The organism is Qipengyuania algicola, from assembly GCF_042492175.1.
Lineage (GTDB): Bacteria > Pseudomonadota > Alphaproteobacteria > Sphingomonadales > Sphingomonadaceae > CAJXSN01.
This window is the reverse complement of sequence record NZ_CP170453.1, coordinates 2,336,022-2,351,280: the sequence shown is the minus strand read 5'-3', so window position 1 is coordinate 2,351,280 and position 15,259 is coordinate 2,336,022. Positions and strand designations below refer to the sequence as shown.

19 protein-coding genes are annotated in these 15,259 nt (G+C 61.0%); 2 read left to right on the top strand and 17 right to left on the bottom strand.

Annotated features, from left to right (window positions below):
- Window positions 1-17: 17 nt before the first annotated feature.
- The 5 genes from ACFCW2_RS11200 to ACFCW2_RS11180 all read right to left on the bottom strand — a co-directional run bounded on the left by ACFCW2_RS11200 (window position 18) and on the right by ACFCW2_RS11180 (window position 4,248).
- A complete protein-coding gene (locus tag ACFCW2_RS11200; protein WP_379546438.1) occupies window positions 18-833 on the bottom strand; it encodes a hypothetical protein in 816 nt (271 codons plus the stop codon).
- Window positions 834-995: 162 nt separating this feature from the next.
- The gene (locus ACFCW2_RS11195) at window positions 996-1,820 is read right to left on the bottom strand and encodes an SDR family NAD(P)-dependent oxidoreductase (RefSeq protein WP_379546436.1); all 825 of its coding nucleotides are present in this window, start codon (window positions 1,818-1,820) and stop codon (window positions 996-998) included.
- Window positions 1,821-1,823: 3 nt separating this feature from the next.
- On the bottom strand, window positions 1,824-2,729 hold the full coding sequence (gene rimK / locus ACFCW2_RS11190) for a 30S ribosomal protein S6--L-glutamate ligase (protein ID WP_379546434.1): 906 nt from the start codon (window positions 2,727-2,729) through the stop codon (window positions 1,824-1,826).
- Window positions 2,726-3,193: an ATP-dependent zinc protease family protein gene (locus ACFCW2_RS11185; RefSeq protein WP_379546432.1), complete on the bottom strand. Its 468-nt coding sequence runs from the start codon at window positions 3,191-3,193 to the stop codon at window positions 2,726-2,728. Before ACFCW2_RS11185 ends, rimK begins: the two co-directional genes overlap by 4 nt.
- Window positions 3,190-4,248 (bottom strand): YncE family protein, encoded by a 1,059-nt coding sequence (locus ACFCW2_RS11180; RefSeq protein WP_379546431.1) that lies wholly within the window; start codon window positions 4,246-4,248, stop codon window positions 3,190-3,192. Before ACFCW2_RS11180 ends, ACFCW2_RS11185 begins: the two co-directional genes overlap by 4 nt.
- 275 nt (window positions 4,249-4,523) lie before the next feature.
- Here ACFCW2_RS11180 and ACFCW2_RS11175 point away from each other — a divergent pair, with 275 nt between their 5' ends.
- The gene (locus ACFCW2_RS11175; protein ID WP_379546430.1) at window positions 4,524-5,096 is read left to right on the top strand and encodes a phosphoribosyl-AMP cyclohydrolase; all 573 of its coding nucleotides are present in this window, start codon (window positions 4,524-4,526) and stop codon (window positions 5,094-5,096) included.
- Window positions 5,097-5,258: 162 nt separating this feature from the next.
- Here the strand turns inward: ACFCW2_RS11175 and ACFCW2_RS11170 are convergent, their stop codons facing one another.
- From ACFCW2_RS11170 to ACFCW2_RS11145, 6 genes are all read right to left on the bottom strand, one after another.
- Window positions 5,259-7,112, bottom strand: a complete 1,854-nt coding sequence (locus ACFCW2_RS11170) for a M2 family metallopeptidase (RefSeq protein ID WP_379546429.1) — start codon at window positions 7,110-7,112, stop codon at window positions 5,259-5,261.
- Window positions 7,113-7,182: 70 nt separating this feature from the next.
- Window positions 7,183-7,692 (bottom strand): hypothetical protein, encoded by a 510-nt coding sequence (locus ACFCW2_RS11165; RefSeq protein WP_379546428.1) that lies wholly within the window; start codon window positions 7,690-7,692, stop codon window positions 7,183-7,185.
- Window positions 7,689-8,444 (bottom strand): alpha/beta fold hydrolase, encoded by a 756-nt coding sequence (locus ACFCW2_RS11160; RefSeq protein WP_379546426.1) that lies wholly within the window; start codon window positions 8,442-8,444, stop codon window positions 7,689-7,691. The genes ACFCW2_RS11165 and ACFCW2_RS11160 overlap by 4 nt, the downstream gene beginning before the upstream one ends.
- Window positions 8,441-9,091 carry a 2-hydroxychromene-2-carboxylate isomerase gene (locus tag ACFCW2_RS11155; RefSeq protein ID WP_379546424.1) on the bottom strand — a complete coding sequence of 217 codons (651 nt, stop codon included), beginning with the start codon at window positions 9,089-9,091 and terminating at the stop codon, window positions 8,441-8,443. Before ACFCW2_RS11155 ends, ACFCW2_RS11160 begins: the two co-directional genes overlap by 4 nt.
- 19 nt (window positions 9,092-9,110) lie before the next feature.
- Window positions 9,111-9,764: a hypothetical protein gene (locus ACFCW2_RS11150; protein ID WP_379546423.1), complete on the bottom strand. Its 654-nt coding sequence runs from the start codon at window positions 9,762-9,764 to the stop codon at window positions 9,111-9,113.
- Window positions 9,765-9,791: 27 nt separating this feature from the next.
- The gene (locus tag ACFCW2_RS11145) at window positions 9,792-10,817 is read right to left on the bottom strand and encodes an aspartate-semialdehyde dehydrogenase (RefSeq protein ID WP_379546421.1); all 1,026 of its coding nucleotides are present in this window, start codon (window positions 10,815-10,817) and stop codon (window positions 9,792-9,794) included.
- Between the two features lie 99 nt (window positions 10,818-10,916).
- Between ACFCW2_RS11145 and ACFCW2_RS11140 the strand changes: the two genes are divergently transcribed.
- On the top strand, window positions 10,917-11,786 hold the full coding sequence (locus ACFCW2_RS11140) for an alpha/beta fold hydrolase (protein ID WP_379546420.1): 870 nt from the start codon (window positions 10,917-10,919) through the stop codon (window positions 11,784-11,786).
- A gap of 111 nt (window positions 11,787-11,897) precedes the next feature.
- Here ACFCW2_RS11140 and rplS read toward each other — a convergent pair whose 3' ends face one another.
- From rplS to rimM, 6 genes are all read right to left on the bottom strand, one after another.
- A complete protein-coding gene (gene rplS, locus ACFCW2_RS11135; RefSeq protein WP_379546419.1) occupies window positions 11,898-12,275 on the bottom strand; it encodes a 50S ribosomal protein L19 in 378 nt (125 codons plus the stop codon).
- The gene (gene trmD, locus ACFCW2_RS11130; protein ID WP_379546418.1) at window positions 12,272-13,018 is read right to left on the bottom strand and encodes a tRNA (guanosine(37)-N1)-methyltransferase TrmD; all 747 of its coding nucleotides are present in this window, start codon (window positions 13,016-13,018) and stop codon (window positions 12,272-12,274) included. The genes rplS and trmD overlap by 4 nt, the downstream gene beginning before the upstream one ends.
- Window positions 13,019-13,029: 11 nt before the next feature.
- A complete protein-coding gene (locus ACFCW2_RS11125; RefSeq protein ID WP_379546417.1) occupies window positions 13,030-13,302 on the bottom strand; it encodes a hypothetical protein in 273 nt (90 codons plus the stop codon).
- 139 nt (window positions 13,303-13,441) lie between these two features.
- A complete protein-coding gene (locus tag ACFCW2_RS11120; RefSeq protein WP_379546416.1) occupies window positions 13,442-13,795 on the bottom strand; it encodes a hypothetical protein in 354 nt (117 codons plus the stop codon).
- Window positions 13,796-13,799: 4 nt separating this feature from the next.
- Window positions 13,800-14,759, bottom strand: a complete 960-nt coding sequence (locus ACFCW2_RS11115) for a carbon-nitrogen hydrolase family protein (protein WP_379546414.1) — start codon at window positions 14,757-14,759, stop codon at window positions 13,800-13,802.
- On the bottom strand, window positions 14,756-15,259 hold the full coding sequence (rimM, locus tag ACFCW2_RS11110) for a ribosome maturation factor RimM (RefSeq protein WP_379546412.1): 504 nt from the start codon (window positions 15,257-15,259) through the stop codon (window positions 14,756-14,758). Before rimM ends, ACFCW2_RS11115 begins: the two co-directional genes overlap by 4 nt.

Here is a 15,259-nt window from a genome sequence, read left to right as displayed (position 1 = left end):
AGTTCACCCGAAGCACCTCATTCACCTAGAGGCTGTTTTGGCCGACGCGTTATCCAAAGACCGATTATGCCAAGCGCGGGCAAAGGCAGACCAAAAGTAAGCATCCATGGAGCAAATGGCCCAGCGCTTACCGCTCCCGCACCCAAGAGCTGAATATTAGCTGGGCTAAATGCCCAGTCGCCCGCTGCCCAATTCAATTCAAACTTGCCTACAGCCAGCAAAGCGACAATCGTCCATATGGGCCTGTAGCGGAACCTTTCACCCCGCCAAACGAGCACAGCCGCCACAAGGCAAACGGTCATAGAAAGCCCCATCATCAGCAGCCAGAAGTAGCCGGTTAGCCCCCTGCCCCCGGCCTTGAAATGGTTGCTCGTCTTAGGATTTTCGTCAAATTTTTCGACGTAGACCCCCAAGAGGGTCATCTTCTCACCTTCAATCGCGAAATTGATTTCTGCGATCGCCCAGCGATCATCAATGCCGCCAAACGCGATAAATTGCTTTTGTGTCGGCCCTTGGGTGGAGGCGAACGAAGAAACATTCTCAATTGAGAATTGGCCCTTCACACCCAACAAGTAATCTTCGATTTGCGGGGCTAGCACCGGAAGTTGCTCTGCGAACTCTGGATGAGAAATTTCGGCAAGCTCAGCTGCGGAGCCGCTTCGAAACATCTCGGTCACCTCGATCGCCTTGTCTTGCTCTTCTTTTGACGACAACTTGTCGATCATCTGTTGCTGCGAACAAGCGCTCAGGAGTAAAAATGCTATGATTGAGAATAATCGAATTAGCATGAGCCCGTCCCAGCTAAGCATGCAGCAATAGTCAAGTTTGATCACGAGGTTTTCTAAGACAAATCGTCATTGCGAGAGGGGTAGCGAGGGAGCAATCCACGGGTCCGACGTTCGTCACGAAAACTGGAAGCTCTGCCGAGGCAGCATCAGGTTTCATGGATTGCCGCGCCCCAGTGGGGCTCGCAATGACGAATATGGGTCTGAGACCTAATACTTCACATGCGTTGTATACCCACCATCAACCGTCAAATTCTCGCCCATGATCCAGCTGGCGCGGTCGCTTGCCAGAAACACGATGGCGTTGGCGATTTCCTCCGGGCGGCCGAAGCGGCCCGCCGGGTGGCGCGCCAGATTGTGGGCATAATAGTCAGGCATTGCGTCCTTCAGGAAGCCCCAGCTGCCATCCGCGATCTCGGTCGGGCCGGGGCACACGGTGTTCGCGCGGATGCCTTCGGCCATGTATTTGTGCGCCAGTTGGTGGACGTAGTTGATGAGCGCGGCCTTCATCGCGGAGTAGCTGAAGGAATCGCCGAACGGGTGGTCCTCCAGCGCCGAGACGCTGCCGGTCTGCACGAAAGCCCCGCCGCCCGCCTTGCGGAAGAAAGGCAGCGCCGCCTCGAACATCGCCACAGAGGACATCAAGTCGACGTTGTAATTGACGTCCCAGCCCTCACGCGTCGCGGGTTTGCCGCCCAGCGCGCTGGCATTGGAGACGGCAATGTCGATCCCGCCCATCCGCTCGCCCGCCGCCGCGACCCAGTCGCGCACCGCCTGTTCGTCGCCGCAATCTACCGTGTCGCCATGCACTTCACCGAATTGCGAGAGATACTCGACCGCCTCGGCCACGCCCTCCTGCGCCAGCGGCTGGCCCGGGCCCTGCTCGCCGCCATCGAACTGCGCCCCGCCGCCTGCGCGGCGGCCGCATAACGAGACGATCGCGCCTTCCTCCAGAAACGTGCGCGCCGCCACTCGTCCGATACCGCGCGTGGCGGCGCTGATAATGACCTTTTTGCCCGCAAGCCCCAGATCCATGGCTTAGCCCTTCCCCTTCGTCTTCGTCTTCCCGGCCTTTGCATTGCCTTCGATAAACTCGATGATCTGCCCGGCGATGTCCTTGCCGGTCGCGTTTTCGATGCCTTCAAGGCCCGGTGAGCTGTTCACTTCCATGATTACCGGCCCGTGATTGGAGCGCAGCAGGTCCACGCCGCAGACATTCAGCCCCATCGCCTTTGCCGCGCGGACGGCGGTGGAGCGTTCTTCGGGGGTGATCTTGATCAGCTCTGCCGTGCCGCCGCGGTGGAGGTTGCTGCGGAATTCGCCCTCTGCGCCCTGCCGCTTCATCGCGGCGACTACCTTGCCGCCCACTACCAGGCAGCGGATGTCGCTGCCGCCCGCTTCCTTGATAAACTCCTGAACCATGATTGCGATGTTCGCGCCGCGGAATGCTTCGATGATGGAGGCGCCGCCTTTGAGCGTTTCGGCCAGCACCACGCCGATGCCCTGCGTTCCCTCCAGCAGCTTGATTACGACCGGCGGGCCATTCACCGCCTTGATGATCTCCTCGGCCTGCTTGGGATCATTGGCGTAAGCGGTCAGCGGCAGGCCGAGGCCGTATTTCGCCATGATCTGGGTGCTGCGCAATTTGTCGCGGCTGCGGCCGATCGCCACGCTTTCGTTCAGCGGCCAGACTCCGCCCATTTCGAACTGGCGCAGGACCGCCAGACCGTATGCTGTAATCGAGGCCCCGATGCGCGGAATAATCGCCTCGTAGCCGGTCAGCGTCTCGCCCTTATACGTCACCGTGGGGCGATGACTGGCGATGTTCACTGTGCACCGCGTGGTGTTGAGGATGTCGAGTGTGTGCCCGCGCACTTCCGCCGCCTCGACCAGCCGCTTGTGCGAGTAGAGGTTCGGATTGCGGGCGAGCATGGCCATTTTCATGGGTGTTTACCTTTCATCGGGTCCTGCCCGGGATCTTTCTGAAGCCACGAATGGCCGGAATCGACGACGAAGCGGCGGCGCAGAGAGGACCTGCCCACCAGTATGGGAAACTGCATGTCGGACCTGTCCGCCAGGCTAATCTCGGCCCGGAACGACAAGGTGCCGATCTTGAGCGGCGTTTTGATGACGTAGCGGTTTTGCGTCTCGCCATTGGAGCTGGTGATGCCGCGCACGTCAACGTGGATCGCCTCGCATTGCTGCCGCACCCCGCCCCAGTCCACCGCAAACCGGACAAACCGCTCTCCATCCCGCTCGAAATCCTCGATGACTTCGGCATGGAGAGAGGATGTGCGCGCACCGGTGTCGATCTTGGCCGGGATGCCGGCAAGCCCCAGCTCCGGCAAATCCACCAGCTCGCGCCAGCCGACCGTCCGCATCTTTTTCGGCTTCTTGGCGCTGCTCATTCAGAGTTGCCGGAAAGGATCGCCATGCCATCGCCGCCTTCGCCCGTGGCCAGACGGCGCAGGACCTCGCCGGTGCGATAATCCACCTCGGCCACCGTGTTCGTGCCGGTTTCCGCGACATAGATGCGCTCCCCGTCGGCCGACCAAAGGATCGTGACCTGAGCGCGCTTTGTGGCATTCGCCCGGTCGTCGACAGCAATCGAGCGCACGGCCTGCGCGCTCGCCAGATCAATCACCGTCAGCGAAGTATCGCCCAGATCGGAGGTGACCGCCACATCACCTTGCGGCCTGATCGCGAGCCTCAGCGGGAAGACGCCGGTCTCCACTTCGCTACGGATTTCCAGTGTCATCGGATCGAGCGCGAAGGCCTTGTCGCTCCTCCGAGCGCTGACCCACAAAGTCTTGCCATCGGGCGTCAGCGCAATGCCTTCCGGCTCGATCCCGACCTCTACCGAGCGCGGAGCACGGCGCGTTTTCAGGTCCACCAGCGTGACTGTCTTCGAGCCCAGGTCCGTGGTCCAGGCGTGATTGCCATCTGGCGATACTGTCAGCATGTGGCTACCTTCCTGGCCGGTAGCATACTCCAATTGCTTGGGCGCAACCGATAGCGGATCCTTGATCCAGTAAATCGATTTGCGTCCCTCGGCGGTGACATACAAATCGCCATTCGGATGCCACACGATGCCATGGGGCTGCGCATTTTCTCCGAGCAGAAGCCGCTGGGCGACAAGGCTGCGCGACGTCTCGAAAATAATAATCTGAGTGCCACCATAACAGGCCAGCGCCACATGCCCGCCATCCGGCGACACCGCCAACTCGTGCGGGTTCTTGCACGCAGAGACGCGGAATTGCTCCTCCCCCGTCGCAAGGTCGATCTGGGACAGACTGTCGCCGCGTTTGTTTGCCACAAAAAGAGTACCGGTCACCGGACTGACCCCGGAAGCGGACTGTGTGCTGCTCTCGGCCGGCGCACAGGAGGCGAGCGCAAGCGCCGGGGCGGTGATCGCCAGCAAACGGGCGGGAAGGCGAACGGTGGCTGGTGCGGCGAATTTCATAGCAACATCATAAACAAGCGATGCCCTGCATCATAGCCAAACCTGCAAAGTGAAATTTTTCTGTTGGCTGCGGGAACCGATCTGGCGAGGTGATGTTATGTCATTGCGGGACCGGGCCCCTCTGGCGCGCACCATCAGGTGCACGTGATGTCGGACCGCATCGACTGTGTTTCAGAGGCGGCCATTCACCCAGCGTGAAACCCCTCGGCAAAACCAGACGATCCGTATTCACACTTGGATCGCCGCGAGACAGCGGCGGCCACGGAGGTTTTGAAATGAAAAAGGTATTTATGGTTCCCGCTCTCGGTGCAGTCGCGCTGACTCTGGCCGCTTGCGGTGAAACCGGTGCGACCGATGATGCCATGGCATCCACCGAAGGCGCGATCACCGCTGCCGAAGTAGAGGCCGCACAGCAGGCCTGGGGCGAAGGCATTGTCGCAATCGGCCAGGTCTTCACCGAAGAAGGCGATTACAGCGCGCGCGCAACCGAGCACATCAACACGCACTATGCCTATGGCGACGATCAGACGATCCTGTTCAAGCCCACGCTGGCAGCCGAAGACCAGTTCCGCGAAAGCTTCGATGAAGCGCTGAGCTATTTCGTCGGCACCGAAGGCACCGAAGATGGCGGCTTTGCCATCGCGCCTTACACCGCTGTGCGCTGGGAAAATAACGGCACAATTATCGATGAAGATGGCGACATGGCGATGGCCATGGGCAACTACTACTTCACCGGCACGGACGGCGCGGAGACGAAGGTGGAATACACCTTTGGCTATGAAAAAGACGACGCAGGCGATCTGAAGATCGTGCTGCACCACAGCTCGCTGCCGTACAGCGCCAACTAAGCCTGGCCTGACGGACAGCCTACGGGCCGCAGGGGGCCCTCAAACCTCCCCCTCCCCCCTTGATCCCTCTGCGGCCAAATGGAGCCCCCGTTGCAAGACAAGCTTGCAGCGGGGGTTCTTATTTCGGGCAATGGGCGGAGACAAAGGGTCAGAGCCGGCGTGTCACCACCCGGCTTCGAGGCCTTCGTTCTGCTCGTCCAGCCATGCCTTGAGCGGTGCGAAATATTCGACCAGTGCGGTGCCGCTCATTTCGCGGGTGCCGGTGAAGGCTTCCAGCGCATCGGGCCAAGGCTTGCTCGCACCCATTTCCAGCATCGCGTTCAGGTTCTTGCCCACTTCCTCGTTGCCGTAGAAGCTGCAGCGGTGGAGCGGCCCTTCCCACCCGGCCTGATCGCAAGCGGCCTTGTAGAACTGGAACTGCAGGATCCGCGCGAGGAAATAGCGCGTGTACGGCGTGTTGCCCGGGATGTGGTATTTCGCGCCAGGATCGAAGCTGTCTGCGGGGCGCTCGGTCGACGGGGTGATGCCCTGATATTCGCGCTTCAGATCATGCCACGCGCTGTTGTAGGTGTCCGGCGTGATCGAGCCATCGAACACACCCCAGCGCCATTTGTCGACCAGCAGGCCGAACGGCAGGAAGGCGATCTTGTCCATCGCCTGACGCAGCAGCAGGCCGATATCCTTGTCCGCCCCCGGCACGTCTTCACGGTCCAGCATATCGATCTGTACGAGATATTCCGGCGTAATGCTCAGCGCGATCATGTCGCCGATGGCCTCGTGGAAGCCGTCATTCGCGCCGTTCAGGTGCAGATAGTCCTGCTGGTTATAGGCGCGCTGGTAGTAATTGTGGCCCAGCTCGTGATGGATCGTGATGAAATCATCCGCATTGCGCTTGATGCACATCTTGATGCGGATGTCGTCGACATTGTCGATGTTCCACGCGCTGGCATGGCACACCACTTCGCGGTCGGCGGGCTTGGTGAACTGGCTGCGGGTGTAGAATGTTTCGGGCAACGGCTCGAAACCCAGCGAGCTGAAGAATTGCTCGCCCACCTTGACCATATCGATTTCCGACAGGCCTTTCTGTTCGATCAGATCGGTCAGATCATAACCGATATCGCCAGCCCCTTCGGGCGCGACCAGCGGGTAGATATTGCCCCATTCCTGCGCCCACATATTGCCCAGCAGATCGGCGCGGATCGGGCCGGTAGCGGGCTGGATCGCATCGCCATGCTTCTCGTTCAGTTTGGCACGCACATAGGTGTGCAGCGACTGATAGAGCGGGGCGACTTCCTGCCACATCCGCTCCAGCTCGGCGGAGAATTCTTCGGGCGGCATATCATAACCGGAACGCCACATCGTGCCGACATCGCTGAAGCCCAGTTCGCTTGCGCCTTCATTGGCGATTTCGACCATGCGGGCGTAATCATCCTTCATTGGAGCGCCGACCTGCGTGTGCCAGCTTGACCACATTTCAGCGAGCTCCGCTGGCGTGCGCTCCAGATTGCCCATCTGCGCTTCGATGTCGGACCCGTTGATGGCCTCGCCATTCAGCGTGCCCTTGCCCTTGCCGTACTGGCTGTTCAGCCGGGTCGCGATCTCGTTCAGCTCGACCGCCGCGCCGTCCGTCGTCGGGGCAGGCAGGACAATGCCGTTGCGCAGCATATCGAGCTTGCGCGACACCTCTGCATCCAGACCCGGAATGGCCGCATATTTCGCCGCCTCGAGCGCGTATTGCACGCTCATCTCGGTGCCTTCCGCGCCGACCGCTGCGGCCAGCGCATCGGTGTCCTCGTTCAGATAGGTGGAGTTGACCCAGTAGACGCGCCCCGCACGCACGGTGAAATCGAAGCCTTCCTTCTCCACCATATCGACCCAGTCGGCCGCGCCCTGCGGGGTCATCGGGAATTTGCTGGCCGCTTCCATGGTGCCCGAGTGGTCGCCATGCCCATCGGCCCATGCGGGCGAAGCCAGCGAGAAAGCGAGCGCGCCAAGCGCGACGGATGCGAATTTCATGAGCGGCGATCCTCTTGTGATTGTATGCAAGTTTCAGCTGTTACCAGAATGAACTTGGCCCGCCGCTTAATCAAGCAGAACGGCGCTCCATAACGAGGCCGATGATCGGCAACAGGAGGCACGCGATGAAGCTGCTCACTTTGGGCCAGTACATGGCAGCGGCAATCGCGGCCTTGGCATCATCGCCTCGTCCGTCCGTCAATTGCTCCAGCTGAAGCCATGTCTCGGTGGCGTCCACTGCGCCGAACACGAGCGCCGAAAACACCAGCAGAGCGCCCACGGTCCGCACGCTGCCTTCGCCCGTTTTCAGGAAATACAGACCGCCCAGCAGGCTGCCGAGCGTATAGATCGCGATGAAGGCAAGGTCGCTGACCATGGCGGTGAAGGCATTGCGATACACGCCCGCATCGCTCCATGCGGTCTGGACGTCATTGATCCGCTCTGCGGTGCCTGCCCGCTGATGCGCGGTGATGCCGTCGGGTACAGCGTCTATCGTCAGAGGCAGATGGAGCCAGATTGCCACAGCGAAAGCCAGCAATCCGCCGATCCATACAATGAGAAACCGACGGCGCGAAATCATTGGATTTCTTCCAGCCAATCCGCAATGGCGCGGCCCAGATCGGGCTTGGTCACGCTCGACATGTGCGTGCCGGGCACCTCGCGGTATTCGGCATCGGGCAGCATCTCGGCCAGTTCCTGCGCGCTGCCATTGTCGCGGTCTTCATCGCCGCACACGACCAGCGTGGGCATGGTGACATTGGCTAGCGCGGCCAGCTCCATGTCGGGCAGTGTCTGCAACAGCAGGCGCGCCGCCACCCGGTCCACGCCCTGGCTTTTGAGAAACTGCATGGAGAAATAGGCCGGATCGCCGCGCGGGATGTTCTCGAACTCGTCGATCACCCGCATGAAATGGGCGCTGCGCTTGGACCACTCGCCCAGCCCCGCCGTGCCCATGCCGCCGACAACCAGCCGCTGGGGATCGAGCATACCCTGCGCCACAGCGTGCAACGATGTGCGCGCACCCAGCGAAAAACCACCCAGCACATAGTTATCAAGCGCCAGATGATCGACCAGCGCCACAACATCGCGCACCAGCACATTCTGCGGATACTTCGCCGGATCATGCGGAGCCTCGCTGTCCCCATGCACCCGGAAATCGAGCATCAGAACTTCATAACCAGCAGCAGCAATCGCGGCGGCATGGCCCCACTTGATCCAGTTCATCTCCGCGCTGGAGAACAGCCCGTGGAGCAGCACAAATGGTGTGCCTTCGCCCACCCGGTGCAGGGCAAGTCTCGTGCTGTCGAAGGAGACGAGGTGTTCGGTCTTCAACGCTTCGCCAAACCCTTCTGCTTCATCCGCCAGAGCGCCATATCCACGCGGTCTTGCCCGAAGAAAGGTTCGCCTTCGAACAGCAATGTCGGCACGCCCCAATGCCCCGCGGCATCGAGCGCATCCTGATTGGCTGCAATCTCTGCATCGAGCGCGGCGGCATCGGAAATCCGCTCGGCTTCCAGCTCCGCATAATCCAGCCCGGCGCGCTGCGCAGCCTCGGCCAGATGTTCGCCCTCATGCCACTCGTCGACTGTGCCCGACCAGATGATGCCAGCAACCTCATAGGCGAAATCAATGCCCTTGCCGCGCCGCGTGGCCGCCTGCCCCATTCGGCACAGACGTTCGATGCGCGGCTGTTCGGGCGCGATTTCTCGGGTCATCAAATTCTGGTCGACCGGATCAGGGCGCGGCCAGCGATAGGGGATACCCTGCATCTCGGCGGAGCGGGCAGCGTCCATAAAGATATAGCGCCCGGCATTCGGGTTGCCGGTAAACAGAATATCGGGATCACGCACCGCAATCGGCCAGACCGTGCGCATGGTAATGTCGAGATCGTATTCGGCCTGCATCGCCCGATACCGGCCAATCGCCAGATAGGAATAGGGCGAGCGAAAGCTGAAAAAGAGATCGGCTTTGAGAGTCATGAGCCTGTCCCTCCTTGCATCAACGGAAGGTGCAGACAGCGCCGGTCCACAGATCGGTGACGCGCCCATTGTCTCCGAACATGCCGACGACCATCGCCTCTTCCGATGTCACGATGTTAAACTCGTCGCCAAGCGTGCTGTCCTCAAAGGGCTCATAACCCGCGATCTCACTGACCGCTGCCTTGCGCGCACCGATTTTCAGGCCGTTGCGGGCCGAGATGAGAACGTCGTCCCCGTCGCCGGTTGCGCCCCACCCGGCAAACTCGCCATTCTGGAAATTGAGCTGGAGGTCATCGAACGTGGCAAACTGGATCGGACCAGCGCCGCATTCCTCGTTCGATCCCATTTCGGGTGAGCCCAGCAAGGCGCGCACCGCAGTGACCACGGCATCCTGCCGCTGGCCGAAAGTCAGCGTTGCCTCGTTCGCGCCGTCGATCCGGATGCCTGTCGGAAGCAAGGTTATGGTCGACGGCTCTTCGACCACTTCCGGCTCAGTTGTTGCTTCAGGCTCGGGTGTTTCTTCCTCGGCAGGTTCTTCGGCTTCGGCTGGCGCAGCTTCGGTTGTGTCTTCAGCCTCAGCCGGTCCGGTATTGTCAGCAGCATCCCCGCAAGCAGCCAGAGCCAGCGCCATCGCGCCGCCCATGACAGTCGTCCCAACGATGTTCCAGCGCATAGAAATCCTCCCCCCTCTGTGCCGCGATCACCCCTTCTTCAGGTGCCGCCGGCCCAGCAATTCCGCGATCTGCACGGCATTAAGCGCCGCGCCTTTGCGAAGGTTGTCGGAGACGCACCACAGGGTCAAGCCATTCTCCACCGTCGGGTCTTCGCGCACGCGGCTGATATAGGTCGCGCCGTCGCCTGCGCTTTCCACCGGCGTGACATAGCCGCCATCCTCACGCTTATCGATCAGCATAATGCCCGGTGCCTCGCGCAGGATATCCATCGCGGCATCGGCGGTCAGCTCGTTCTCGAATTCGATATTCACCGCTTCGGAATGGCCGACAAATACCGGTACCCGCACGCAGGTGGCATTCAGTTTGATCTTGGGGTCGAGAATCTTCTTCGTCTCGACCACCATCTTCCACTCTTCCTTGGTGGAGCCATCATCCATGAACACATCGATGTGGGGGATGACATTAAAGGCGATCTGCTTGGTGAATTTCTCCGGCTCCACCGGATCGCCCACAAAGATGGCGCGGCTCTGCTGGAACAGTTCGTCCATGCCCGCTTTGCCTGCGCCTGAGACCGACTGGTAGGTGCTCACCACCACCCGCTTGATCGTCGCGGCATCGTGCAGCGGCTTGAGCGCCACGACCAGTTGCGCGGTGGAGCAGTTGGGATTGGCGATGATATTGCGCTTCTTGTAATCGTCGATCGCGTCCGGATTCACTTCCGGCACGATCAGCGGCACGTCAGGATCCATCCGGTAAAGCGAGCTGTTGTCGATCACCACGCATCCGGCAGCTGCCGCCTTGGGCGCGTATTCTTTCGCCGGTCCGCTGCCTGCGGCGAACAAGGCGATGTCCCATCCGGCCCAGTCGAAATGCTCGATATTGCGGCATTTGAGCATCTTGCCGCTATCGCCATATTCCACCTCGGTTCCGTGGCTACGGCTGGAGGCGACGGCGGCGATTTCGTCAGCCGGAAACTCGCGCTCGGCCAAGATCTGCATCATCTCGCGCCCGACATTTCCGGTCGCGCCAACGATTGCTACACGGTAACCCAAAGAACTTCTCCGCTATCCAGTCTTGATGACACATGGCAGGTAGGCGCGCTGCGGGGGCATGGGAAGCCCCGGCGATGCTATTGGCGGGAGAGAATAGCTATGAATGCCCCAACCCTGACTGAATGGCGAGGACGGGCGCGATATTTCGATTTCGACGGGAAGCGCATCGCGTACTGGCAGGGAGGCACGGGGAAGCCGCTGCTGCTGGTCCACGGCTATCCCACTGCGGCATGGGACTGGCATCTGGTCTGGGAAACATTGGGGCACAGCCACGCGCTGATTGCGCCGGACATGATCGGCTTTGGCCTGTCGGACAAACCACGCTCCGGCTACTCGATCCACCGCCAAGCGGACATGCACGAAGCGCTGCTCGAACATCTTGGCATCGGCGATCATGACGCGCTGGTGCATGATTACGGCGTGTCGGTGGGGCAGGAACTGCTCGCCCGCCGGGCCGAGGGATCGGGTGCGGCTGGCCTAGGCAAAATAGTCTTCCTCAATGGCGGGATATTTCCCGACCAGCACCGCGCCCGACCGATCCAGAAACTGGGCGTTTCCCCGCTCGGATTTCTGGTCGGGCTGCTCACAACCCGCGACAAATTCGGCGAAAGCTTCTCCGAAGTGTTCGGCCCCGATACCCAGCCCAGCGCGCAGGAGCTCGATGAATTCTGGGAGCTGATCAGTCACAATCGCGGCAACCGGATCATGCACAAACTGCTGCATTACATCTCCGACCGGCGCACCCATGCGGACAGGTGGTTCGATGCGCTGAAGCAAGCGCAAGGCGACATCGGCCTGATCAATGGCGCGCTGGACCCGGTATCGGGCCGCCATGCCTATCAGGCATGGCGCGAGCGGCTACCGGGTGCGAGGCATCATCTGATCGAAAGTGTGGGCCATTACCCGCAAGTCGAGGCCCCCGAAGAAGTTGCCCGCATCGCGCTGGAATGGCTGAACAATCCCGCCTGAATCCCCAAACCAGAAAGCCAATAAGAAAAGGGCGTCCCGGCCTAAACCGGAACGCCCCCTCTCTTGGTGTCTTTTCAGACTGCAACGCCCGTAGGCGCGTGCTCGTAAATCTTATTTCGCGTCCTTGGCAGGACGCGTGTCGCGGCGCTCGGCAATACGGGCGCTCTTACCAGTACGACCACGCAGATAATACAATTTGGCGCGGCGCACAACACCGCGGCGAACCACGGTCAGGCTGTCGACGATGGGCGAGTACAGCGGGAACACACGTTCCACGCCTTCGCCAAAGCTCATTTTGCGAACCGTGAAGTTGCTGCCCATGCCGCGGTTCGACCGCGCAATGCACACGCCTTCGAAGTTCTGCACACGCTCGCGCGTGCCTTCGACGACCTTCACGCCCACACGCACGGTATCACCGGCGCGGAAATCTGGTATGTCCTTGCCGAGGTTCTCAATTGCCTCGGCTTCGAGTGTCTGGATCAGATTCACTGGTCCGTGTCCTTCTTTTCATGCCGCGCGCCAGAGGCAGACTGGACCCGAGCACCCCGATGGCGCTCCCATAAGTCCGGCCTGCGTAACCGTGTGTCGGTTTCCGATGCAGCTTTCCGCCACGCCGCAACCTTCGCATGATCCCCCGATCGCAGCACTTCAGGGATCGTGCGCCCTTCCCATTCTTGAGGTCGGGTATATTGCGGATACTCGAGCAGGCCTTCCTCGAAAGATTCCTCGGTTCCACTAGAAGCCGCGCCCATTACGCCGGGCAGCAGCCGAATGCAAGCGTCGAGTATGGCCAGAGCAGCAGGTTCTCCGCCTGACAGGACGATATCGGCCAGGCTGACCTCTTCGATGTCGCGCGCTTCGAAAACGCGCTCGTCGAAGCCCTCGAACCTGCCGCACAAAATGGTGACGCCCGGCCCGGCGGAAAGCTCGCGAATACGCGCCTGCGTGATCGGTTTCCCGCGCGGCGTCATCGCCAGCACCGGTGCACCCGGATGCCGTTCCTGCGCATGATCGATCGCCGCGCCCAGCACATTGGCCTTCAGCACCATGCCCGCCCCGCCGCCGGCTGGCGTATCGTCCACCGTGCGGTGCTTGTCGGTGGCGAACTGGCGGATCTGGACGGTTTCCATGGTCCAGTCACCCCGTTCCAGAGCGCGCCCGGCAAGGCTCACTCCCAGCGGGCCGGGAAACATTTCAGGGTAAAGAGTCAGGACTGTCGCGGCGAAGGTCATAGACCCCGCGCTTAAGAGCGCTGGCGGAAATAAAGCAAGGCAGCGGTGAAACAGGTGATGGCGAGGCCAGCCAGATACCACATGGCGTAATCGCCCCAGCTCAGCCCGCTGACGCCCAGCAGGTAGGCGATCAGAAACGGCACCAGCGGAATCGTGAGTGCAGCCAGCAGCATCTTGCCGCCGCTGCGCCAATTGTCGCGAAACATAACCAGCGTCAGCCCGATACAGGGCAGCGCGATCATCAGCGCGACGATGATTTGGGTCCAGTGAAATCCAACGATCATGGGAGAGTCCTTAGCGCGCGCCTGCTGTCGGGCAAGCTGCGGACAATCAGCCGTCCCGTTACGGCACTTGCGCGCCGAGCATTCCGAGTAAGTGTGGGTGTCTCACAGACCTGGAACAGCTTACTAGGGAAATGGCTGGTCAATACTCGGAGAACGTTTCCGAATCGCGCTCCGCATTCACTCGCAATCCGTCAGCAAAAGACAGGCCGCAAGCAACAATTGTTGAGGGAATAATCAATTCCCAAGGAAACATGGTCAGGAGGACCCAAAATACTGGTGAGAATACCGCAACGACCAGAAGACGCAGAGAGATAGGGTGATAAGCCAGAAGCCGGTTAGCCACAACGCCCGCAAAAAATCCTGGAATGGCGAGAATCAACGACATCCATAAGAAGGCTAACAGCGCCTCGTAATTGAAACCGGCTTCAGGATCCGGGCAATCGAAGCAAAACTCATTTGCTGCCCCCGCCGCCACAGCAAAAACGATCAGCATACGCTCACTGCTCCGCTTTCCAATTCACCCCATCTTTCGCACGCGTATCCACGCTTAGCTCGAAAACATCGGGGCGGGAATAATGGCCATCGGTGTCGAGGGAAGCGAGGCCTTCGTCGCGTTCACTGAGGTCTAGAACAGCGTGAAGAATTTCTTCGCCCTCACTAGCCTGCGCCACGATCCGCGCATCGGGAGCGGCGATGAAGCTGCCGCCTTTGTTCAGCACATCGGCCTCGATGCTCTCGACCAGTTCGCGCGCCTCGGTCGAGCCGCCTGCCCGCTCCAGCCCGTCGAACACCTGTGCCTTCGTCTGCACCAGCCCTGCGGCCAGCACGAAGCACCGGCCCTCCATGGCATAGTGACGGCTGGCGATGGCATATTGCTCGCGCACGGTGGGCCATGCGGCCACATGCACGCTCTCACCCAGATTGTGCATCGCGGCGCGGGCCAGCGGCATCCAGTGTTCCCAGCAGATCAGGCTGCCGATGCTGCCCCACTCCGCCTGATGCACGCCCAGCGTAGAGCCATCGCCGCGCATCCATACCAGACGCTCGCCATGGGTCGGCACCAGCTTGCGATGGTCTAGCACCGGCAGGCCCGGGCGGAAGGTCATCTGGTTGTTGTAGAGGCTCTGCCGCACCCGCTCATGCGCGCCGATGGAAATTACCGCGCCAGTGGTATCGCACAGCTCCTGCAAGGGCAGCAGCCGCTCGTCACCCGCTACCACCGCCTGTTCCAGCAGGATACGGTGCATGGCGCGCGTTCCGGGATGATCCCAAAGCGCAGCACCGGGCGCCTCGTCCAGCCACAGGGGGTAACCGCCGAGGAAAGTCTCACCGAATGCGACCAGCTTGGCCCCACCCTCGATGGCCTCCGAGGCGAGCTTGACCGCCTGTTCAATCCCGTCACCAATGGCGAGCGGGATCGGCGCGGCTTGCACGACGGCGACTGGGAGTTCGGTCACTCGCAGAAATCCGCCGAAATGGTCATGCGTTCGGTGTCCCACTCGATCACCGCCTGTTTGGTCATCGGGACCATGAAGGTTCTCATGCCCTTTTCGGGCGCAGGGTCTTTCTCGATCTCGACCACATCGGTCGCGCCGTAATTCTGGACGTCGATCACTTTGCCCACGGGTGAGCCAGCATCATTCACCACCGCCAGACCGATCAGATCGGCGTGGTAATACTCGCCCTCCTCCAGCGGAGGGAGCGTTTCGCGGGTGACGTTGAGCTGGGTGCCACGCAGCTTTTCGGCTGCGGTGCGGTCGGCGATTTCGGCGAAGCGGCCAATCGCCCCGCCCTTATTGTCGCTGCGCAATTTGGTCAGCGTCAGCGCGCCGTCATTGAAGCTCTTGTGCGCCTTCAAGGCATCGAAGCCATCGCCGAGCAGTTTCAGACGGACTTCGCCCGCCACCCCGTGCGCGCCGGTAATGGCGGCCAGGGTGACGGGCGCTTCCTTGGACAA

What these genes read in the sequence shown, in the direction of transcription:
- ACFCW2_RS11150 (WP_379546423.1), bottom strand. Translation starts at nt 9,764, where the DNA reads ATGCGCTGGAACATCGTTGGGACGACTGTCATGGGCGGCGCGATGGCG.
- rimK (WP_379546434.1), bottom strand. Translation starts at nt 2,729, where the DNA reads ATGAAAATGGCCATGCTCGCCCGCAATCCGAACCTCTACTCGCACAAG.
- trmD (WP_379546418.1), bottom strand. Translation starts at nt 13,018, where the DNA reads ATGACCTTCGCCGCGACAGTCCTGACTCTTTACCCTGAAATGTTTCCC.
- ACFCW2_RS11170 (WP_379546429.1), bottom strand. Translation starts at nt 7,112, where the DNA reads ATGAAATTCGCATCCGTCGCGCTTGGCGCGCTCGCTTTCTCGCTGGCT.
- ACFCW2_RS11120 (WP_379546416.1), bottom strand. Translation starts at nt 13,795, where the DNA reads ATGCTGATCGTTTTTGCTGTGGCGGCGGGGGCAGCAAATGAGTTTTGC.
- ACFCW2_RS11155 (WP_379546424.1), bottom strand. Translation starts at nt 9,091, where the DNA reads ATGACTCTCAAAGCCGATCTCTTTTTCAGCTTTCGCTCGCCCTATTCC.
- ACFCW2_RS11195 (WP_379546436.1), bottom strand. Translation starts at nt 1,820, where the DNA reads ATGGATCTGGGGCTTGCGGGCAAAAAGGTCATTATCAGCGCCGCCACG.
- ACFCW2_RS11175 (WP_379546430.1), top strand. Translation starts at nt 4,524, where the DNA reads ATGAAAAAGGTATTTATGGTTCCCGCTCTCGGTGCAGTCGCGCTGACT.
- ACFCW2_RS11165 (WP_379546428.1), bottom strand. Translation starts at nt 7,692, where the DNA reads ATGATTTCGCGCCGTCGGTTTCTCATTGTATGGATCGGCGGATTGCTG.
- ACFCW2_RS11180 (WP_379546431.1), bottom strand. Translation starts at nt 4,248, where the DNA reads ATGAAATTCGCCGCACCAGCCACCGTTCGCCTTCCCGCCCGTTTGCTG.
- ACFCW2_RS11140 (WP_379546420.1), top strand. Translation starts at nt 10,917, where the DNA reads ATGAATGCCCCAACCCTGACTGAATGGCGAGGACGGGCGCGATATTTC.
- ACFCW2_RS11185 (WP_379546432.1), bottom strand. Translation starts at nt 3,193, where the DNA reads ATGAGCAGCGCCAAGAAGCCGAAAAAGATGCGGACGGTCGGCTGGCGC.
- ACFCW2_RS11125 (WP_379546417.1), bottom strand. Translation starts at nt 13,302, where the DNA reads ATGATCGTTGGATTTCACTGGACCCAAATCATCGTCGCGCTGATGATC.